This window comes from Pseudomonas sp. LBUM1663 (assembly GCF_059695905.1).
Map to the genome: position 1 here is coordinate 4,046,603 of NZ_CP166792.1, position 16,487 is coordinate 4,063,089.

Annotated in this window: 15 protein-coding genes and 3 pseudogenes; 16 read left to right on the forward strand and 2 right to left on the reverse strand. The window is 55.2% G+C overall.

Annotated elements, in window-relative coordinates; genetic code table 11:
* The first annotated feature begins 1 nt into the window (after window position 1).
* The 9 genes and pseudogenes from ACA075_RS18520 (at window position 2) to ACA075_RS18560 (ending at window position 9,345) form a co-directional block, all read left to right on the forward strand.
* Complete coding sequence (locus ACA075_RS18520) at window positions 2-1,291, forward strand: sensor domain-containing diguanylate cyclase (protein WP_497294468.1); 1,290 nt, start codon at window positions 2-4, stop codon at window positions 1,289-1,291.
* Between the two features lie 1,162 nt (window positions 1,292-2,453).
* A pseudogene (locus ACA075_RS18525) lies at window positions 2,454-2,591 on the forward strand (transcriptional regulator); the annotation flags it as partial.
* Window positions 2,592-2,776: 185 nt separating this feature from the next.
* Window positions 2,777-3,313, forward strand: coding sequence for a hypothetical protein (locus ACA075_RS18530; RefSeq protein ID WP_497299293.1), 537 nt, complete (start codon window positions 2,777-2,779; stop codon window positions 3,311-3,313).
* Between the two features lie 100 nt (window positions 3,314-3,413).
* Window positions 3,414-3,848: a hypothetical protein gene (locus ACA075_RS18535; protein ID WP_497294469.1), complete on the forward strand. Its 435-nt coding sequence runs from the start codon at window positions 3,414-3,416 to the stop codon at window positions 3,846-3,848.
* Window positions 3,845-5,320, forward strand: a complete 1,476-nt coding sequence (locus tag ACA075_RS18540) for an ATPase domain-containing protein (protein WP_497294471.1) — start codon at window positions 3,845-3,847, stop codon at window positions 5,318-5,320. Before ACA075_RS18535 ends, ACA075_RS18540 begins: the two co-directional genes overlap by 4 nt.
* Before the next feature lie 9 nt (window positions 5,321-5,329).
* The gene (locus tag ACA075_RS18545; RefSeq protein ID WP_497294473.1) at window positions 5,330-6,361 is read left to right on the forward strand and encodes a sensor histidine kinase; all 1,032 of its coding nucleotides are present in this window, start codon (window positions 5,330-5,332) and stop codon (window positions 6,359-6,361) included.
* Window positions 6,362-7,039: 678 nt separating this feature from the next.
* Window positions 7,040-7,984: pseudogene (locus ACA075_RS18550) on the forward strand (bestrophin-like domain).
* The gene (locus ACA075_RS18555) at window positions 7,869-8,138 is read left to right on the forward strand and encodes a hypothetical protein (RefSeq protein ID WP_007985568.1); all 270 of its coding nucleotides are present in this window, start codon (window positions 7,869-7,871) and stop codon (window positions 8,136-8,138) included. The pseudogene ACA075_RS18550 and the gene ACA075_RS18555 overlap by 116 nt, the downstream one beginning before the upstream one ends.
* Before the next feature lie 175 nt (window positions 8,139-8,313).
* The gene (locus ACA075_RS18560; RefSeq protein WP_497294475.1) at window positions 8,314-9,345 is read left to right on the forward strand and encodes an IS110 family RNA-guided transposase; all 1,032 of its coding nucleotides are present in this window, start codon (window positions 8,314-8,316) and stop codon (window positions 9,343-9,345) included.
* A 299-nt stretch (window positions 9,346-9,644) separates the two neighbouring features.
* Here the strand turns inward: ACA075_RS18560 and ACA075_RS18565 are convergent, their stop codons facing one another.
* Complete coding sequence (locus ACA075_RS18565; protein WP_497294477.1) at window positions 9,645-10,559, reverse strand: LysR family transcriptional regulator; 915 nt, start codon at window positions 10,557-10,559, stop codon at window positions 9,645-9,647.
* 140 nt (window positions 10,560-10,699) lie between these two features.
* On the opposite strand from ACA075_RS18565, the gene ACA075_RS18570 reads away from it, so the two are divergent.
* The 3 genes and pseudogenes from ACA075_RS18570 to ACA075_RS18580 all read left to right on the forward strand — a co-directional run bounded on the left by ACA075_RS18570 (window position 10,700) and on the right by ACA075_RS18580 (window position 12,439).
* Window positions 10,700-11,095, forward strand: a complete 396-nt coding sequence (locus tag ACA075_RS18570) for a RidA family protein (protein WP_497294479.1) — start codon at window positions 10,700-10,702, stop codon at window positions 11,093-11,095.
* Window positions 11,096-11,195: 100 nt separating this feature from the next.
* A pseudogene (locus tag ACA075_RS18575) lies at window positions 11,196-11,666 on the forward strand (LysR substrate-binding domain-containing protein); the annotation flags it as partial.
* Between the two features lie 371 nt (window positions 11,667-12,037).
* Window positions 12,038-12,439, forward strand: coding sequence for a RidA family protein (locus ACA075_RS18580; RefSeq protein ID WP_497294480.1), 402 nt, complete (start codon window positions 12,038-12,040; stop codon window positions 12,437-12,439).
* Window positions 12,440-12,442: 3 nt separating this feature from the next.
* Here ACA075_RS18580 and ACA075_RS18585 read toward each other — a convergent pair whose 3' ends face one another.
* Complete coding sequence (locus ACA075_RS18585) at window positions 12,443-13,348, reverse strand: LysR family transcriptional regulator (protein ID WP_497294482.1); 906 nt, start codon at window positions 13,346-13,348, stop codon at window positions 12,443-12,445.
* 193 nt (window positions 13,349-13,541) lie between these two features.
* On the opposite strand from ACA075_RS18585, the gene ACA075_RS18590 reads away from it, so the two are divergent.
* The 4 genes from ACA075_RS18590 to ahr all read left to right on the forward strand — a co-directional run bounded on the left by ACA075_RS18590 (window position 13,542) and on the right by ahr (window position 16,487).
* Window positions 13,542-14,114, forward strand: coding sequence for a chorismate mutase (locus ACA075_RS18590; RefSeq protein ID WP_497294484.1), 573 nt, complete (start codon window positions 13,542-13,544; stop codon window positions 14,112-14,114).
* 131 nt (window positions 14,115-14,245) lie between these two features.
* Window positions 14,246-14,608, forward strand: coding sequence for a hypothetical protein (locus ACA075_RS18595; RefSeq protein WP_497294486.1), 363 nt, complete (start codon window positions 14,246-14,248; stop codon window positions 14,606-14,608).
* Between the two features lie 197 nt (window positions 14,609-14,805).
* Window positions 14,806-15,234 carry a nuclear transport factor 2 family protein gene (locus ACA075_RS18600; RefSeq protein WP_219097290.1) on the forward strand — a complete coding sequence of 143 codons (429 nt, stop codon included), beginning with the start codon at window positions 14,806-14,808 and terminating at the stop codon, window positions 15,232-15,234.
* 221 nt (window positions 15,235-15,455) lie between these two features.
* On the forward strand, window positions 15,456-16,487 hold the full coding sequence (ahr, locus tag ACA075_RS18605; protein WP_497294488.1) for an NADPH-dependent aldehyde reductase Ahr: 1,032 nt from the start codon (window positions 15,456-15,458) through the stop codon (window positions 16,485-16,487).

A 16,487-nucleotide genomic window follows, 5' to 3' on the forward strand; every position in this document is an offset into this window, starting at 1 on the left:
AATGAGTAGCATAGAGCTGGCCAATGACTCAATCGAGTCAGATTACGAAGCATTAATTTCATTCATGTATCTATCGCCAGTAGGACTGGTCAGAACCGACCCCAGCGGAAAAATTGATATGCTTAATCCCAAGGCAACACAATTGTTGATGCCATTGGTTAAGTATATTGGCCTTGAAAATCTGTTTGAAACACTTGCTTCCGTGGCGCCTGAGTTACGTAACCTTGTAACGAGTTTTAGAGAGTCATGCGGATCAATATGCGAAAATCATAGAGTCCACGTGTCGTCCGCAGCCGACGGAGGTATGGTTCTCGCATGTACAATTGTGAAGGTCAACGACGAGGTTCTGATAACAGTTCTGACTGATATTTCTTGCCAGGTTGCAACTGAAAGGAGACTAAAGCAGACAGACTCATGGCTGGACGCCATCTATACGATTGTTAACGATTTCGCAGTCCTAGGCTTGACTAAACAGGGAGTAATTAATAGCTGGAGTCCTTCGGCAGAGCGTTTAACAGGATACACGGAATCCGAGGCTATTGGTGAGACGTTGGGCCGCTTCTATAGTTTGTCCGCTTTGGAAGTTGATGTTTTGAAGGAGCAACTCACATTCGCACGTGAAGAAGGTTGGCATTCACGAGACTATCTTTGCCAGCACAAATCAGGACGCAATTTTTTTGCTCAAACAATGATCGCCGTTTTGCGCGACGAAAGTGATGAGTTTTCTGGTTATACCGTTGTGTTTCGAGATATCACTGAGCGAAAGGTGTCGAGTGATAATCTGGCCAATTTGCTCACTAAAGACCACCTCACAGGCGCAGTTAATCGCGCTCACTTTTTCAACTTGGCAGAGAAAGAGTTGGCTCGAGCAAGCCGATACGAGCACTCAATATCGATAATCATGGTAGACGCCGATCACTTCAAGCAGGTTAATGATAGCTGGGGGCATCCCATTGGCGACGAAGTTCTTAAGTCTATAGTTAAAATTGCCGAGGGAGTTGTTCGTCCCGGAGATACTATAGCTAGGTTTGGAGGCGAAGAATTTGTCGTTATGTTGCCTAAGAGCAATAGCATCGAGGCTTCAGTGATTGCTGAACGAATAAGGAGCAGCATTGAAGCATCTAGTGTCGATGCGGGTGATGAGAAAATCAAAATCACAGTCAGTATTGGGTGCGCCTCAATGAGTCAATCGCGATCCACTCTAAAACAGTTGTTAGTCTCAGCAGATAGCGCGCTCTATCAAGCAAAATCCAGGGGTAGAAACTGTATAGTTGATATTGATGACTGCTAATTGATGGCATCTCGTGGGTTAACAAGATATAGGTCGTAAAGCCATTGCTGAAGATATCGAGGATATTTGCCAGCTGTTCCGATACTGAAGGAAAGACGCAAGCAGCAGGCTGGCGCCATGTCTGGCGGCGAGCAACAAAATGCTGTCCATTACCAGGGCGATGATGTCCTGTCCGAAGTTTTTGATTTGGGATGAGCCGACAATGGGGCTTTAACCGAAAATGAACGAGACTGTACCTAGATACCCTTCGATAGATCCGATCGCGTAATACGCCAATCCCGCTATTCGAATAGAACACAGTGACAGCCATCCAGATGGCGACCCGGGTGTTTATGCTTCGCGTCGGGGAGATCGTTTCCGTGTTGGCGGGGAAAAGCGTGACCGAAGAATATTTGAAACGGCCTCGGCAGTCTCCGCCCCCCGCGTCCCGGGGTAATTTGAATGCTGCTTTTTGCCGAGAGCCGTAACGCCCGAGGGACATCAATACCGCGAGCGTCAGCTTGATGAACTTTTCGTTTCTGTCGATGGCGTCCAGCGCGCTCTGCACATTGTCGGCGACATCGACTGATCCGCGTCGCTTTCAAACGCGGAGACAAAGGTCGGGCCGCTCCCATATTTCATGCACGACTTTTCCGTCCCGCTATAGCGGCTGACTTTGACGGAGAAGGTTCGGGGCTAAACGAACCAGCGATCAGATGGTATGAATTATTTGGCGTGTTCGTACTCCACCGCTTGAGGAGCAGTTGTTTCTCAATGGCGGTGACCTCCGCGCCGAGGCAAAGCTAATGGCATCAATCGAAGATTTTAGGATGAAATCCCAAGAGCTCCTGATAGAGCTCGACGCCGCTACGATGGAAATGATGACGCTGGTGACATCCAAATGCGTCTCAGGCCCCGACTGGGATTTTGCCATTAACAGGCAGCACGCAGCACGCAGCCTATGAAAGCTGGGATGCCTTTATGAATACACCTAACACAAAGATTTAAATTGCAGGTTCTGAAAAGGACGGGCTCACTAGCTCAGATTGACAATCTCGATCAACGCTTTTTGTCTGATGCAGGAGAGTCCTATGAGTCGGCAAGGAATGTTTTTAGCAAAAACGTTAGAAATACATCATGAGTACGAAGTGGCGACAGTTGTCATCTGCGACATGCTGAGCAAGCCTCGCGGGTAAAAGTCTACAAAAATCCACTTGCCGGCGGCGATGTTATCGAAACCAAAGGCGGTAACAAAAATAGATTGAAAGAGTGGAAAGCGACATATGGCTCCAACACCGTAGAGTTCTGGCTTTCCAAGTGAGATTAGTTTGAGTACAAAACGGCCGAGAGGCCATTTTTGTTGGCGTTACGGAGGAATGCGGATAAACGTCCGGCTAACACAGATGTTAGTGAGTACCAATGCTAACGTGGGAGATGGCCAGTTCAATTCGCAGGTTGGGATGGGTGGTAAGCCGGCTTCACATGTTTGATAAGGATGAACCCACCGTGCCGAGAATTCTGACTTCCCAGATAAGTGATACCGCACTAAACGAGCGCAATGCCAGGATGTTCGGGTCGCCAAAGGAGCGCTTGGATTTTTACCGAAGAGAGATTCAGTACGAAACCAGCATCTTGGCTCATCGAACTGACGCCTTCTTGGCATCCCAGTCTTTTTTGGTCATCGCATTTGCCTCTTCTATGGGCAATCTCAACCCCGAATGGGGCAAGTTGTTCACGCTGGTAGTACCACCGTTTCTTACGCTGCTGGGAGTACTAAGTTCGTTGAATGCTTGGCCCGGTATTCGTGCGGCATACGACATTATCGGCCACTGGCATTTCAAGCAGAGTGAGCTATTGCATAGCGAGCCTATAATGGGATTGGCTTATGACGAATCGCCTTTATTTTGTGAACGAGAGTCCACGAAAAAGGGATATCGAAAGGCGTTGCTGTTTTCGGTGCGCACACCTTGGATCTTTGCAACGTTCTGGATATTGCTTGGCATTTGGTCGGTTGGTATCCAAATCACCAAACTAGGTGCTTAAGAGGGATACTCGGACATCATCAGCTCTTCGTCCAAATGAAAACTCGATCACAGGCTATAGGGTGTACCATCGATAGGTGCCCATCAAAAATTAGTGAGCCATGTCTAGGGAAAGCGAAGAGGGCCGCCAGATAGTAGCTTTTCTGGTGCACCGGGTTGGTCCCAACGCTAACACTGCAAGAATCGCCCAGGCGATCGTTTCCACCTTGCAGGATATGGACGCAGCCCTCTCACCCATCATCGGCCAGCAAGGGGTTGTCGCGCTCTATCGTCGCAGCCTCTACCTCTGCACCTCCACTCATCCGCGTCTGGCCGGCAGCTATGACAGTGTGCAGGCCGCGCTGGATCTGATTGGCCTCAAATCCGCACTCGTCGAGCAAAGCGAAGTCGATGCACTGTTTTTCGGTGAAGTGCTGCTGACCACGTTTTATGAATTACTGACCAAGCTGATCGGGCCTTCGCTCACCGCACGTTTGCTTCTGGGCGTGTGGGAACCTTCTTTGAGCGACACCCCTTCGCAGGAAAATTTGCCATGAGCACCAAAGTGACTATCAACCGCCTAGCCACCGGAGTGCCTGGACTGGACGAGGTGCTGGGCGGAGGATTGCCGGAGTTTTCGTTCAACCTGATTGCCGGCCCACCTGGCAGCGGCAAAACCACCCTGGCGCATCAGATTATGTTTGCTCTGGCGACGCCTGAACGCCCGGCGCTGTTCTTTACCGTGCTCGGCGAACCGCCGCTGAAGATGCTGCGTTACCAGCAACAATTCGACTTTTTCGACAGCGAAGCGATCAATCAGTCGATCCGCTACATCAATCTGACTGACGACACCCTAGTCGGCGATCTGGACGAAGTGCTGCGGCGGATCGTCAGCGAGGTGGAGGCTCATTCACCGGCGCTGGTGTTTGTCGATTCGTTCCGCTCCGTAGTGATGGCCAGCCAGGCCCAGGACAATCCCAACAACAACCTGCCGCAGTTCGTTCAGCAATTGGGCATGTTGATGACCACTTGGCAGGCGACGACCTTCCTGATTGGCGAATATTTCACCGAAACCGACACCAACCCGATTTTCACCGTGGCCGATGGCCTGATCTGGCTACGCCAAAGCGTCGAGCGCAACTCCATGGTGCGCAAGATGGAGATCATGAAGATGCGCGGCCAGCCGACACTGCCGGGGCTGCACACCTTCCGGATCGCCACCTCGGGGATCAAGGTGTTTGCGCCGGCCGTGCTCAAGGCGGCTGAAGCGCCGCTAGAGCTCCCGATCAAACGCCTGAAAATGGGCGTGCCGCAGCTCGACGACATGCTCGGCGGCGGTCTGCCTCGGGGTTATTCGCTGCTGGTAGCCGGGCCGTCTGGCTCGGGCAAAAGCATTCTGGCGGCGACCTTCCTGGCCGAAGGCGCACGCAATGGCGAGACCGGCGTCATCGCCGTGTTCGAACAACGGCCCAATCATTTTCAAAATGCCACCCTCACTCAACTGATCCAAAGAGGTCAGGTCGGCTTGGTGGACAGCCGCGCGCCGGATCTGTCCATCGACGAAATCGTCCAGTTGCTGCTCAGCGAGATCAGCCGATTGAAAGCCACTCGCGTGGTGATCGACTCGCTGTCAGGCTTCGAACTGGCGCTGGCACCGACCTTCCGCGAGGACTTCCGCGAGTCGCTGTCGCGCATGGTGACGGCGCTGACCGGTGCCGGGGTCAGTGTGCTGATGACCTCCGAGCTGGAAGACCGCTACACCGACCTGCGTTTCAGCCCTTATGGCACAGCGTTCCTAACCGACGCCATCATCGTTCAACGCTACATTGAAGTGCAGAGCCGTTTACTGCGCATCATGGCCGTCGTCAAGGTGCGGGCCAGTGCCCACTCCGATGAGTTGCGCTTGTACCGCGTCGATGGAAACGGCTTGCAGATTGGCGAAATGCTGCCGGACCAGGAAGGTCTGCTAGGAGGCCGACCCACGAAGCGGATTTCAGGTGTATCACACCCAGGAGATAAAAATGCTTGAGCCCGACTCATGAGTAATGTCGATGGCAAGAATGAGCGTGAGATCGCCAGTGCCGCTCACGAACTCTTCCTGCTTGGCCAGAAAACCGTTGAAGCACGCGCCGTGCTGGCAGCACTGCAAAAAGAGTTGAGTGACGCCAGCAGCCGGCTGGTGAATTGCCAGCAGGTCGAGCAAGTGATTGAGAGCAATCAACATCAAGTGCCGGCGAAACTCATGGTGCAGTCAGACGCTATAGTCGCCCCTCGCTTGGAAGAGCAACGTTTGTACCAGGAACTGCGTGAGGCTAATGCACAGCTGGTCATAGCCGCGCTCAGCGCTCAAGACCTTCAGGCTGTAGCCGAGCGCGCACTGAGTCAGCAAAAAAGCATACTGGCGACGGTGGCCCATGAGCTGCGTAACCCATTAACTCCGATCAGTATGATTGCAGAACGTATGGTACGGATGCCAAGCGATGAGCTGCCTCGGATGCGGGAGTTGATCGAAGGCCAAGTGCAACATATGTCACAGCTGGTCGACGATTTGCTCGACGTCTCCCGTGCCAGCACTGGGAAGTTGCGACTCAATCGCCGCGATGTCGACATGATTCAAGTTCTACGTGAGGCCATTGATACGTGTCGCCCTTTAATGAGCGCACAGGAGCAGTGTTTCGACGCCCATCTTCCCGATGGCAACTTGATGGTCAATGGTGACCCGGTGCGCCTCGCACAGATTCTCCACAACCTTCTGGCGAATGCGGCTAAATACACACCGACCCGCGGTAGAATCGAACTGTCTGTAACTGCAGCGTCCGACGTTTTGAAGATAAAGATTTCCGACAATGGAATCGGTATTTCCGCTAAAGCACTCCCGTTTATTTTCGACCCTTATGTGCAAGACGTGCATGCCGTTGGCTTCAATGGCTCTGGCTTGGGCATCGGACTGACAGTAGTCCGTGAGCTGGTTGAGGCGCACGGTGGCGAGGTTACCGGCCTGAGCGAGGGTGATGGCAAGGGTAGCGAGTTCGTGGTCACGTTTCCGTTAATGATCCATTCAAGCAGATAAAAAAGGCGTGGTCGCTGATCTATCTGAGTCCAGGGGCACGCACCAGGTCCCGCCAGACAATACGACGGCCCTCCATCGCTATGGCTTATCCATTAAAAACCGCAGTCAAGATTCTTGGTGGGCACTGCAACTCAACTTCGAGTCAGACCCACTGAGTACAGGATCCGACATGAACACAGCGGACGACTTTAGATTTAAATCTCATGAGCTGCTTTTAGACCTGGATGCAGCTGTTAACAAAATGATGATGTTGGTCTCAGCTCGTGAGCTTTACGGTGAAAGGTGGAGTGCGGCTGTAACGCTACATTCGGACGCGTATGCAGCTTGGAGTTCACATCTCAATGAGTCATCGCTACAAAACCCTCATAGCCTTTAATTCGGAGAGTTCACATCTGTGTCATTGAACGAAATGAATGCGGTCGTGCGATCAGTCAGGCCAGGCCTTGGATGCTATCTGCCGTCTCTAGGTGCGGCATTGTGATCAACCGCTTACTGCCGGCCAATAGCAGCCGTTCAATTCAAACATTCGATGGCAGATAGGCCAGGATTCAATGCATCAAGCTACAAATTGCTCGGCGCCAGATTCATGCAAATCGTTGACTTCGAAGGCAGCCCATGGATTCTATTTGGGTAGCGGTAGCCATCTTCAGCTGTTTGCTATCAGCATCGCTGCTGATGATGCATCTGTACCCCAAACTGGCAGCTCGCCATAAAGACGAAGACACGAATACCGTGGTTCGTCTGGTGGCGAACATATTCGTGGTCATGACGTCGCTGGTGTTCGGCCTGATGATCAATTCGGCTAAAAATACATTCGAAGCCATCGACGCCAATGTGCATGCTTATGCAACCAGTTTGATTATTCTCGACCGATCATTCAGGGCCTATGGCACGGCCGCAGAAAATGCCCGAGGACATTTGATCGTTTATGCCGAAGAGGCCATCGCCAGCCCCTATCGCGGCGACCAGGCGTTACAGCACCAAAAAAGCCTCGCCGCTCACTATTTGGACGCAGTCGGTGGAGCATTGACCGCCATCAAACCAGCTGACCGTTTTCACGAGACCATGATGGTGGACATACGCCAGCAGTATCACTCTCTGATCGAGCAGCGCTGAAAGATCGTTGAACAATCAGAAGGCGCCATTCCAGGCCCGCTGATCGGCATGCTGGTGGCCTGGATGACACTCATCTATGCAAGTTTTGGATACCGGGCTCCGAGAAATCCCATGGTAGTGGGAATGCTCACCATATCGGCTCTACTCATAGCAGCCTCGGTTTATCTTGTACTAGACATGAATGTTCCGTTTCACGGCCCAATACAAGTTTCAGATGCACCATTGCGCAGGGGCGCTTGCAGAGATGCAGTTGTAAGCGCATTGCGTTTAGAAAAGCACGCTCTTCATGACTGGATGCAATCGGCCAGAAGCGGGCATTCTATTTCGCTATTCATCAATCTCCCGAGCGTGCGAAATTACCAGCCCTTCAATTTCTCTCAAAGGCAGGCTCATGACCTCCACCCTGGCAGTCTCGGATATTTTAGGTCCATGGAGTGGGGATGCCCCTACAGGACTAATTCAGCGTTGCAGGGAGGCATGGGACACACCTCTAGAGAGTTTGAATGATCTTATGGTCGCTACTTTTTTGAATCAGAACATCGCGACCAAACACCTGCTCATCGAGGCGAAGCGCCGCATGAAAGACCAGGAACGAGATGAAACCGAGTACTTCGACGGCCAGCTTCTCGAAGCTATCGAGCGCTTGCAATCCGGGGAGTAATTCATCCCGACGGTTTGCTGCGTTCGACACGGACTATCTAGATTGGGTCGCTTTCTGTCTCACGCGACTGGCAGAGAACGGCCAAAAGCAATGGGATGGACTCCTCCTCACTTCGGCATCTTGAGTGCCAGACTGAAGGTGCGAACCACAGTCAACGGTGAGAAGGAGTCCACACATGAAGCTTATGCGAATTGGGGTCGACTTGGCCAAGAACGTGTTTCAGATCCATGGCGTGGATTGTCATGAGCTACCCGTCTGGCGGCAGCGCCTACCGCGCGATCGCTGGCTTCAAACGTTGCTGGATAAGATCGAGCCCGGCTGTGAGATCGGCATGGAAAGTTGTGGCGGTGCGCACCATTGGGCGCGACAGCTACAGGCACGTGGATTTCGGGTGAGACTGATCGCGCCGCAGTTCGTCAAACCATACGTCAAAAGCAACAAGAACGACGCCAACGATGCCGAGGCAATCTGTGAGGCGATGAGCCGCCCCAGCATGCGCTTCGTCGCCGTCAAGACCATCGAACAACAGGATATCCAGGCGACGCATCGCATCCGGGCCGGCTTAATCGAACAGCGGACGGCCAAAGCCAATCAGATTCGTGGGCTGGTCGCCGAGTACGGCCTCATTGCGCCGAAGGAATTACTGATGCTGCGTCGCGCAATACTTTGCTGGCTAGAAGATGCAAATAACGGTTTGACGGCACGCTTTCGTCGTCTGCTGAATGGCTTGTGGAATGACCTGTACGCACTTGATGAGCGCGTAAGCGAACTCGATGGCGAGATATCTGCGATCGCGGCAAGTGAGCCAACGGCGGTCCGTTTGCAACAGCTGCGTGGCGTCGGCCCGATGATTGCCACCGCGCTGGTTGCTGCCATCGGTGATGCCAGTCAGTTTGCCAACGGCCGACAACTGGCCGCCTCACTAGGGCTGACGCCAAAGCAACACAGCTCTGGCGGCAAGGATCGACTGCTTGGCATTAGCAAACGTGGGGATGCTTATCTGCGAACGCTGATGATCCATGGTGCGCGGTCGGCACTGCGCACCGCCAAATCCAAAGACGATCGACTCAGCCAGTGGGTCGTCCGTTTAGCCGAGCGCTCACATCCCAATGTGGCCGCTATTGCTTTGGCGAACAAAACTGCACGCATGGCTTGGGCAATGCTGCGCAACGGTACTGATTACCAACCGGATCGGGCAGCGGCCTGACCCATTCATCCCAGGAGAAGCACCCACACCACGATTGCGAAGCAACCCGAGCAATGGCAAACCGGTCGAACCGGCGTCGGCAAAACCCTTTAATGTCCAGGTGCGTAAAGCACGTAAAAGCGATTGGGAGCTGACGCGCGAATAGCCCATCATGGCCCTGCATCAAAACGATGCCGCAGTAAGAGGCCGAATATACTTGTGCAGTCGGCACGGGAGCCAAAGCAAAGGGGCTTGCAATGAGGAGGAGTCCATATACGGACGTTTAGAGTGTCTAGTCCTGAAATGGCTTTGCACCTGTTTCACCCAACCACTGGCGCATGCTCGGCCATCAATTCCATTACCCAGTCGATAAATACCCGCACCTTGGCGCTGACATGGCGATTCGGCGGGAATGCCAGATACATCGGCATTGGCGCCATGTGCCAGTCCTCAAACAGCGGCAGCAGCTCGCCGCTGACCAGGTGCGGTTTGGCCATGTACTGCGGTAGCCAGAGCATGCCCAGCCCAGCCAGGCCGGCGGCGAGGTACGCATTGCCGTCGTCGACCGTCAACTGCGGGCGGCCTCGGGCCTCAATGCGCTCCTCACCCCGCTGCATCGCGTAGGGCAAGGTTTTGCCTGTACGAAACCAGAGGAAGCCGACGGTACTGTGCCTGCCCTCCTCCAGCTCACGGGGATGCTCCGGCGTACCGAAGCGCTGCAGATAGTCGGGCGCGGCGTAGATGCCCAGTTTCAAATCGCCCACATGCCTTGCCACGAGGAACTGATCGGTGATCTCACCGCCACGTAACACGCAATCGACGTTTTCGCCAATGATGTCGACGATGCGATCGCTCACGCCCAGGGTCAGCTGGATTTCCGGGTAGCGTGCAAAGAACCCCGGCAAGGCAGGTATCAGCAGCATTCGCGCCAGTGGACTGGGTACATCCACCCGCAGCCGCCCGCGCGGTGTCATCGATGCGCTGGACAGGCTGGTCTCGGCGTCGTCCATATCGACCAGTAGCCGGACGACGCGCTCGTAGTAGGCCGCGCCGTCGGCGGTGACATTGACCTTGCGTGTAGTGCGGTTGAGCAGGCGCACGCGTAGCCTCGCTTCCAGTTGCTGAACGAGCTGCGTCACGGTGGTCTTGCTCATGTGCAGGGTGGCTGCCGCCTTGGTGAAACTGCCGGTTTCCACTACTCGGGCAAAGGCCTGCATTGCATCGAAACGGTCCATTTCACGCCTCACTCAGGTCTGGATAGTTTGGATTCTACAAACAGTCATGACCAGAGTTGCCCGTTTATCTATGTCGGCCTTCTTTTTAGAGTGGCTCCATCGTAAACAGCGGGCCGCGATGGCCCCGAAGGAGCTATGCAATGACCAGCAAACGTGATGTCGTTTTCCCGCCTGACCGCCATGCACTGTACGAACTCCACCGCTACTCGCCGGCGATTCGCTCCAACGGCTTTCTGTTCGTATCCGGTCAGGTCGGCAGCCGCAAGGATGGCTCGGCCGAGCCGGACCTCGCGGCGCAGGTTCGCCTGGCCTTCACCAATCTCAACGCGATCCTGGCCGAGGCCGGCAGTAGTTTCGATGATGTGGTCGACACGACCATCTTCATGGTAGACCCCGACTCGAAATTCGAAACTATCTGGGAAGTTGCGGCCGAGTACTGGGGCGACGCTCCCTACCCGACGGCGACCGCTATCGGCGTGACCTGGTTGTCCGGCTTCGACTTCGAGATCAAGGTGATCGCCAAGCTACCGCAATAGAGCCGGCCAAAACCCTCCTCCGACCGCCAAAGGGACGAAACTTGTTTTTCCTGGAGCGCCCCTCCACTCCCGGTCGGTTTCTGCCTGATGTCACGGTCCGCTTCTGGCCCGACGAGTAGGCGACCTCCAGCTGGGTGTTTTTGCAGCGCCCAGCTACCTGGCACGCGTCGGTATGCCCGCGCATCCGCGGGAGCTGGAAGATTCGCATCATCGTATCGTCGGTTTCTTTTGGGCGCGCACTGGCAAAGCCGTGCCCTATGCCCTGCACTACCACGTTTAGAGTGTCCAGATCAAAGGTCGCTACGCGCTGGCAGTCGACGATGGCAATGCCTACCTCGCGGCCGGCCTTGCCGGACTGGGTGTGCTTTGGCTGCCAAAGTACATGTCCAAGACCTTCGAAGCGCGCGGAGAGTTAGTGCCGCTGTTCGAGAACTGGAACCTCGATCCGATGCCCATCTACGTGGCATTTCCCCCGAACCGACATATCAGTCTCAAACTGCGCGTGTTCATCGATTGGGTCGCAAAGCTGATGGCACACCATGCGCCTGTCAGCGACCGACAGGATTCGTGAATACAGCGTTGGGGAGTTCGCTATTGAGGTCGTTGTCGAAATAATAGCTCTGATCACTCCCACCACAATCAGGGCGATGCCCAACGCCTCCGGCCATTTCGGTGGGCCGGGTCAGCAGCAAGTCCTTGCGATCTAACGCCTGCAACGTGACGGCACCGACCTGAAGCAGGCAAATATGACCTCGCTGGTCAGTACCCTCATATGACGCCATTCCGCAGAGCTCCAGGCATTTTCGTGTGAAATCTCAACTCAACTATCCACACACATGGATAGTCATGACAACTTTATCCTCTATTGATCCTCTATTCAGTCAATTAGCATCCGCAAAAGGTAGGAGCCTCTACCGACCATCGAACTGAAAGAGGTACACCATGAACAAGCCCGAGTTTTTTGTTACCCCCGGCTATGGGGAAACTCTCCTCAATGCGTTGCACTACTCGCAAGCAGTAAAAATTGGCGATCGCGTGGAGACGTCCGGTCAGGGCGGTTGGAATGACGAACTGCAGATTCCCGAATCCATCGAAGACGAGATTGCCCAGGCGTTTGAAAACCTGGAACGAACACTCGCGACGGCGGGTGCCAATTGGGAGCATGTGGTCCACGTCAACTCTTACCATGTCGGAGGTTTCCCCCCGATAGTCAACGAGACGATGGCCAGGTTGTATCGCCAGTACATGCCCAACCACGCCCCCATCTGGACACAACTCGGAGTCGCGGCGCTTGGGCTTCCAACAATGCGCATTGAAATACGCGTTACCGCCATTGTTCATTGAGTTTCAATGAGCGGACGACTCTTCTCTGAATGTCTGAATCACCCAATCGATAAAAACCTTTAGCCGGGCATTTTGATGTCGATTGGGTGGATAGAGGACATGGAACTGCATGGCAGGACGAGACCAGTCTTCCAAAACGGCAACTAACTCGCCAGTGTCCAGATAGGGCTGAACAATGCGCCTGAAGTGCTGCCCGATACCGAGGCCCGCCAGCATCATTTCTTTAAGGCCATTGCCGTCATTTGTCGAAAATTCGCAGTCACCGACTTCATGTCGATGAGTACCGTTCTCGAAAACCAAGGGTTCCGGTTTACCCGTCGCGGCAAAGAAGTAGCCTGCATGAACATGGTTAGTCTGGAGATCATTGGGGGAAGCAGGCATCCCTCTGCGCTCGAGGTAAGCGGGGGCTGCGCAGGTGACGTAGTGAAGGTCGACAAGCGTGCGACCGATCATCGTCATGTCATCCAGTTCACCGGCACGAATCACGCAATCCACGCCTTCGCCAACGATATTCACGGGCCTGTCGCTGATGCCTAAGGCAATGGTGATATCCGGATACTCGCGATGAAAATCAGGCAACGCGGGTATCAGCAGGCAATTGGCGAATGAGGCCGGCGCATCGACCTTCAGGTGTCCACCAGGCTTGAGCTTTTTACCTCGCGCAGCGGTGTCCACTGAGTCCAGTTCGGTAATCAGCCGCGTCGCATGACTGTAGTACTCCAGCCCGTCCGATGTGGCGGCGACCACACGGGTGGTTCGGTGCATCAGCTGGATGCCAAGATGCCTTTCGAGGTCGGTGATCAACTTGCTGACCGTCGAACGTGGCAGTGCCAGTTGGTCTGCTGCCCGGCTGAAAGAGCCTGTTTCCACAACACGCACAAAAGCACGCATTGCTAAAAGTTGATTCACTGTGGTCTACCTGCTTCAGGATGAACATCCAGCCTTACTGTCCATGAATCTGCACAGTACTCACTGAAATCAGTATGTTTGTTCTGAGTTTCAGTCTAACTCAGCAGGCGCTCCTGGCGTTGTATGCTTGGCGGCCCTATGTGATACACAACACCTGATTGTGTGAGTCCTGAGTTCTGACGAGGTTTTGCTTATGCCCCACTCCCCACGCATCCCGCACCTGCTGGCCTGCGCCCTGATCGGTTTATTCGCTGGCGGCGCACAGGCGAGCACGCCCTCCCCGGTGCCCGAGAGTTTGCAACCGCTGCTGGTGACGATGAACGAGCGCCTGAACATTGGTGACTTGGTGGCGCTGACCAAGTGGGACAGCGGCAAACCCATCCAGGACAGTGCCCGTGAAGCGCAAGTTATCGCTAACGCCAGGAAGGTGGCCGTTAAACGCAAACTGGACCCGGAACAGGTCGCCGAGTTGATCGCCGCACAGATTGAAGCCAACAAGCTCGTGCAGTACGGGCTGCTCGCTAACTGGCGGGCGGCCGGCAAGGCGCCTGACACACCCCGGCCGGACCTCACCAAACAGATCAGGCCCCAACTGGATGAGCTGCAAAACCGTCTGTTGCAGCAATACGCTGAGTTCGCGCCCTATCGCAAAGACCCGAACTGCCCGGTCTGGATGGGCAAGGCGCGCGCCGGTCTGATCAAGGACCAACTGCATGGTCAGGCATTGATACGCGCGACCGGGGAGCTGTGTGTCGCCGATCAGTGACAGGCCGACGGCGGTCTCTGGCAGCCATTGACCGCATCAATAGTCACCATTAACTCAATGAAGTTCTCTTAAAAACTCCGGGGCGTACCATCGCCTCCATACCAAACAACTACACCCCGGAGCACACCATCATGAAACGCCAAATCCTTCTCAGCATCGCTTTCTCGGTTTTTGCAGTTAACGCTTTCGCCGCTACATCTGCTCACCCGGTTGTCGCTGAAGGCGGCTCGGATCGTCTGATTGAAAGTCGTGTGGCTGAGGGTGGTTCGGATCGTCTGATCGAAAGCCGCGTTGCTGAAGGTGGTTCCGACCGTCTGATCGAAAACCGTGTTGCTGAAGGTGGTTCCGACCGTCTGATCGAAAACCGCGTCGCTGAAGGTGGTTCCGACCGTCTGATCGAAAACCGCGTCGCTGAAGGTGGTTCCGACCGTCTGATCGAAAACCGCGTCGCTGAAGGTGGTTCGGATCGTCTGATCGAAAGCCACGCTGCATAAATGAATGGCTATACCGATGCACCCAACGAAAAGCCCGGCCTAATCAGCCGGGCTTTTTCGTGAGCTACTTTTAATAAATTCGCATAGCCGCCAGTCGATCCTCGCGGCACTATTGAAGTTCTGCAGCAAGCCATCGTGCAATTCTGCATATGCAACACTGAAGCGTTCACAGAACAACAAAAATACAGGAGTTGAAAATGTCTGAGCTGAACCTGCATCCCAACGCCGCAAAGTCCTTGCACCAATGGCACGACATGATCCTCAAGGGCAACTTGAGCGCCCTGCCCGAGTTGTTGGACCCGCAAGCGGTGTTCCGCTCGCCCATGGCCCACAAGCCTTACCCGGGAGCGCCCGTGGTATCGATGATTCTCAACACGGTCGTCAAGGTGTTTGAGGATTTCACCTACCACCGCGAACTGTCGACCGCCGACGGCTTGAGCGTCGTCCTGGAGTTCAGCGCCAAAGTCAGCGGTAAAGAGTTAAAGGGCATCGACATGATCCGGTTCAACGAACAAGGGAAAATCGTTGAATTCGAGGTGATGGTCCGCCCCTTCAGTGCCTTGCAAGCCTTGGGCGAGCAAATGGGACAACGCCTTGGCGCTTACCTGGCGGCCAGCAAAGCCTGATTGCGTTGCGTCGTCCGGAGTGAGGTGCTGCCGCTTGGCACCTCGCTTGCGGGTGCAGATCGCGATCAAGGCGCAATGGCAACCCGGACGAACTGATTGTCGGGCCACGCCCTCGGTTCCAGATCCCGGACTATCCTTTCATGCGGTCGCCGCGCTTGCCTTGCTCCGCCGCGACACCCTGAGCAGCCAAATCCCCATGTCTCCTGATCTGGAGGTATTCCATGAGTGACAGCACCGAAGTCACGACTTTCACCGGCTGGGCCGCAATGGCCGCCGGCGCGCCACTGGAGCGTTACAGCTACGACCCCGGCCCATTGGGGGATGAGGAGGTGGAAGTCGCCGTGGAATATTGCGGCGTCTGCCACTCCGACCAGTCGTTGATCGACAACGAATGGGGCGTCAGCCACTACCCTTTTATCCCTGGCCACGAGGTGGTCGGCAGCATTGTGCGGGTGGGTGCGCAGGTCCGCGGCCTCGAAGTAGGTCAACGGGTGGGCATTGGCTGGTACAAGGGCAGTTGCATGCATTGCTCCTCATGCATCGGCGGCGCCCACCATCTGTGCAGCATCGCCAAACCCACCATCATCGGCAGCAACGGAGGCTTCGCTGACCGGCTGCGTTCGCACTGGGCCTGGGCACTGGCGATACCGGGTGAGCTCGACCCGTCGATGGCCGGGCCGCTGTTCTGCGCCGGTTCGACGGTGTTCAACCCGCTGGTGGAGTTTGGTGTCAAACCCACTGACCGGGTCGGTGTGGTGGGCATCGGCGGCCTCGGTCATCTGGCGCTGCGCTTCCTCAACGCCTGGGGCTGCGAGGTCACGGCGTTTACCTCGTCGTTGAACAAGACGGACGAAGCCCGGCGCCTGGGCGCGCACAACGTCGTCGCCTCGACCGACACTGACGCGTTGAACGCCATTGCCGGCACCCTGGATTTCTTGCTGGTGACCGCCAACGCCAACCTCGACTGGACAGCCATGCTCGCCACCCTGCGCGGCAAGGGTCGCCTGCACTTTGTCGGCATCGTGCCCGACGCTATTCCCGTGCATGTGTTCAACCTGATTCCTCAACAAAAGACCTTGTCCGCCTCGCCGGTCGGCTCGCCGAGTACCACTGCGACCATGCTGGAATTCTGCGCCCGTCATCAGATCCTGCCGCAGGTCGAGCTCTTTCCCATGAGCCGGGTCAACGAAGCGATTGATCACCTGCGCAGCGGCAAGGCGCGTTACCGCGTGGTGCTGGATGCGAGCAAATGA

Excerpts from the sequence above, each read along its gene's own strand:
- ACA075_RS18595 (WP_497294486.1), top strand. The coding sequence starts at position 14,246 with ATGAAACGCCAAATCCTTCTCAGCATCGCTTTCTCGGTTTTTGCAGTT.
- ACA075_RS18600 (WP_219097290.1), top strand. The coding sequence starts at position 14,806 with ATGTCTGAGCTGAACCTGCATCCCAACGCCGCAAAGTCCTTGCACCAA.
- ACA075_RS18555 (WP_007985568.1), top strand. The coding sequence starts at position 7,869 with ATGACCTCCACCCTGGCAGTCTCGGATATTTTAGGTCCATGGAGTGGG.
- ACA075_RS18590 (WP_497294484.1), top strand. The coding sequence starts at position 13,542 with ATGCCCCACTCCCCACGCATCCCGCACCTGCTGGCCTGCGCCCTGATC.
- ACA075_RS18535 (WP_497294469.1), top strand. The coding sequence starts at position 3,414 with ATGTCTAGGGAAAGCGAAGAGGGCCGCCAGATAGTAGCTTTTCTGGTG.
- ACA075_RS18570 (WP_497294479.1), top strand. The coding sequence starts at position 10,700 with ATGACCAGCAAACGTGATGTCGTTTTCCCGCCTGACCGCCATGCACTG.
- ACA075_RS18565 (WP_497294477.1), bottom strand. The coding sequence starts at position 10,559 with ATGGACCGTTTCGATGCAATGCAGGCCTTTGCCCGAGTAGTGGAAACC.
- ACA075_RS18520 (WP_497294468.1), top strand. The coding sequence starts at position 2 with ATGAGTAGCATAGAGCTGGCCAATGACTCAATCGAGTCAGATTACGAA.
- ACA075_RS18540 (WP_497294471.1), top strand. The coding sequence starts at position 3,845 with ATGAGCACCAAAGTGACTATCAACCGCCTAGCCACCGGAGTGCCTGGA.
- ahr (WP_497294488.1), top strand. The coding sequence starts at position 15,456 with ATGAGTGACAGCACCGAAGTCACGACTTTCACCGGCTGGGCCGCAATG.
- ACA075_RS18545 (WP_497294473.1), top strand. The coding sequence starts at position 5,330 with ATGAGTAATGTCGATGGCAAGAATGAGCGTGAGATCGCCAGTGCCGCT.
- ACA075_RS18580 (WP_497294480.1), top strand. The coding sequence starts at position 12,038 with ATGAACAAGCCCGAGTTTTTTGTTACCCCCGGCTATGGGGAAACTCTC.
- ACA075_RS18560 (WP_497294475.1), top strand. The coding sequence starts at position 8,314 with ATGAAGCTTATGCGAATTGGGGTCGACTTGGCCAAGAACGTGTTTCAG.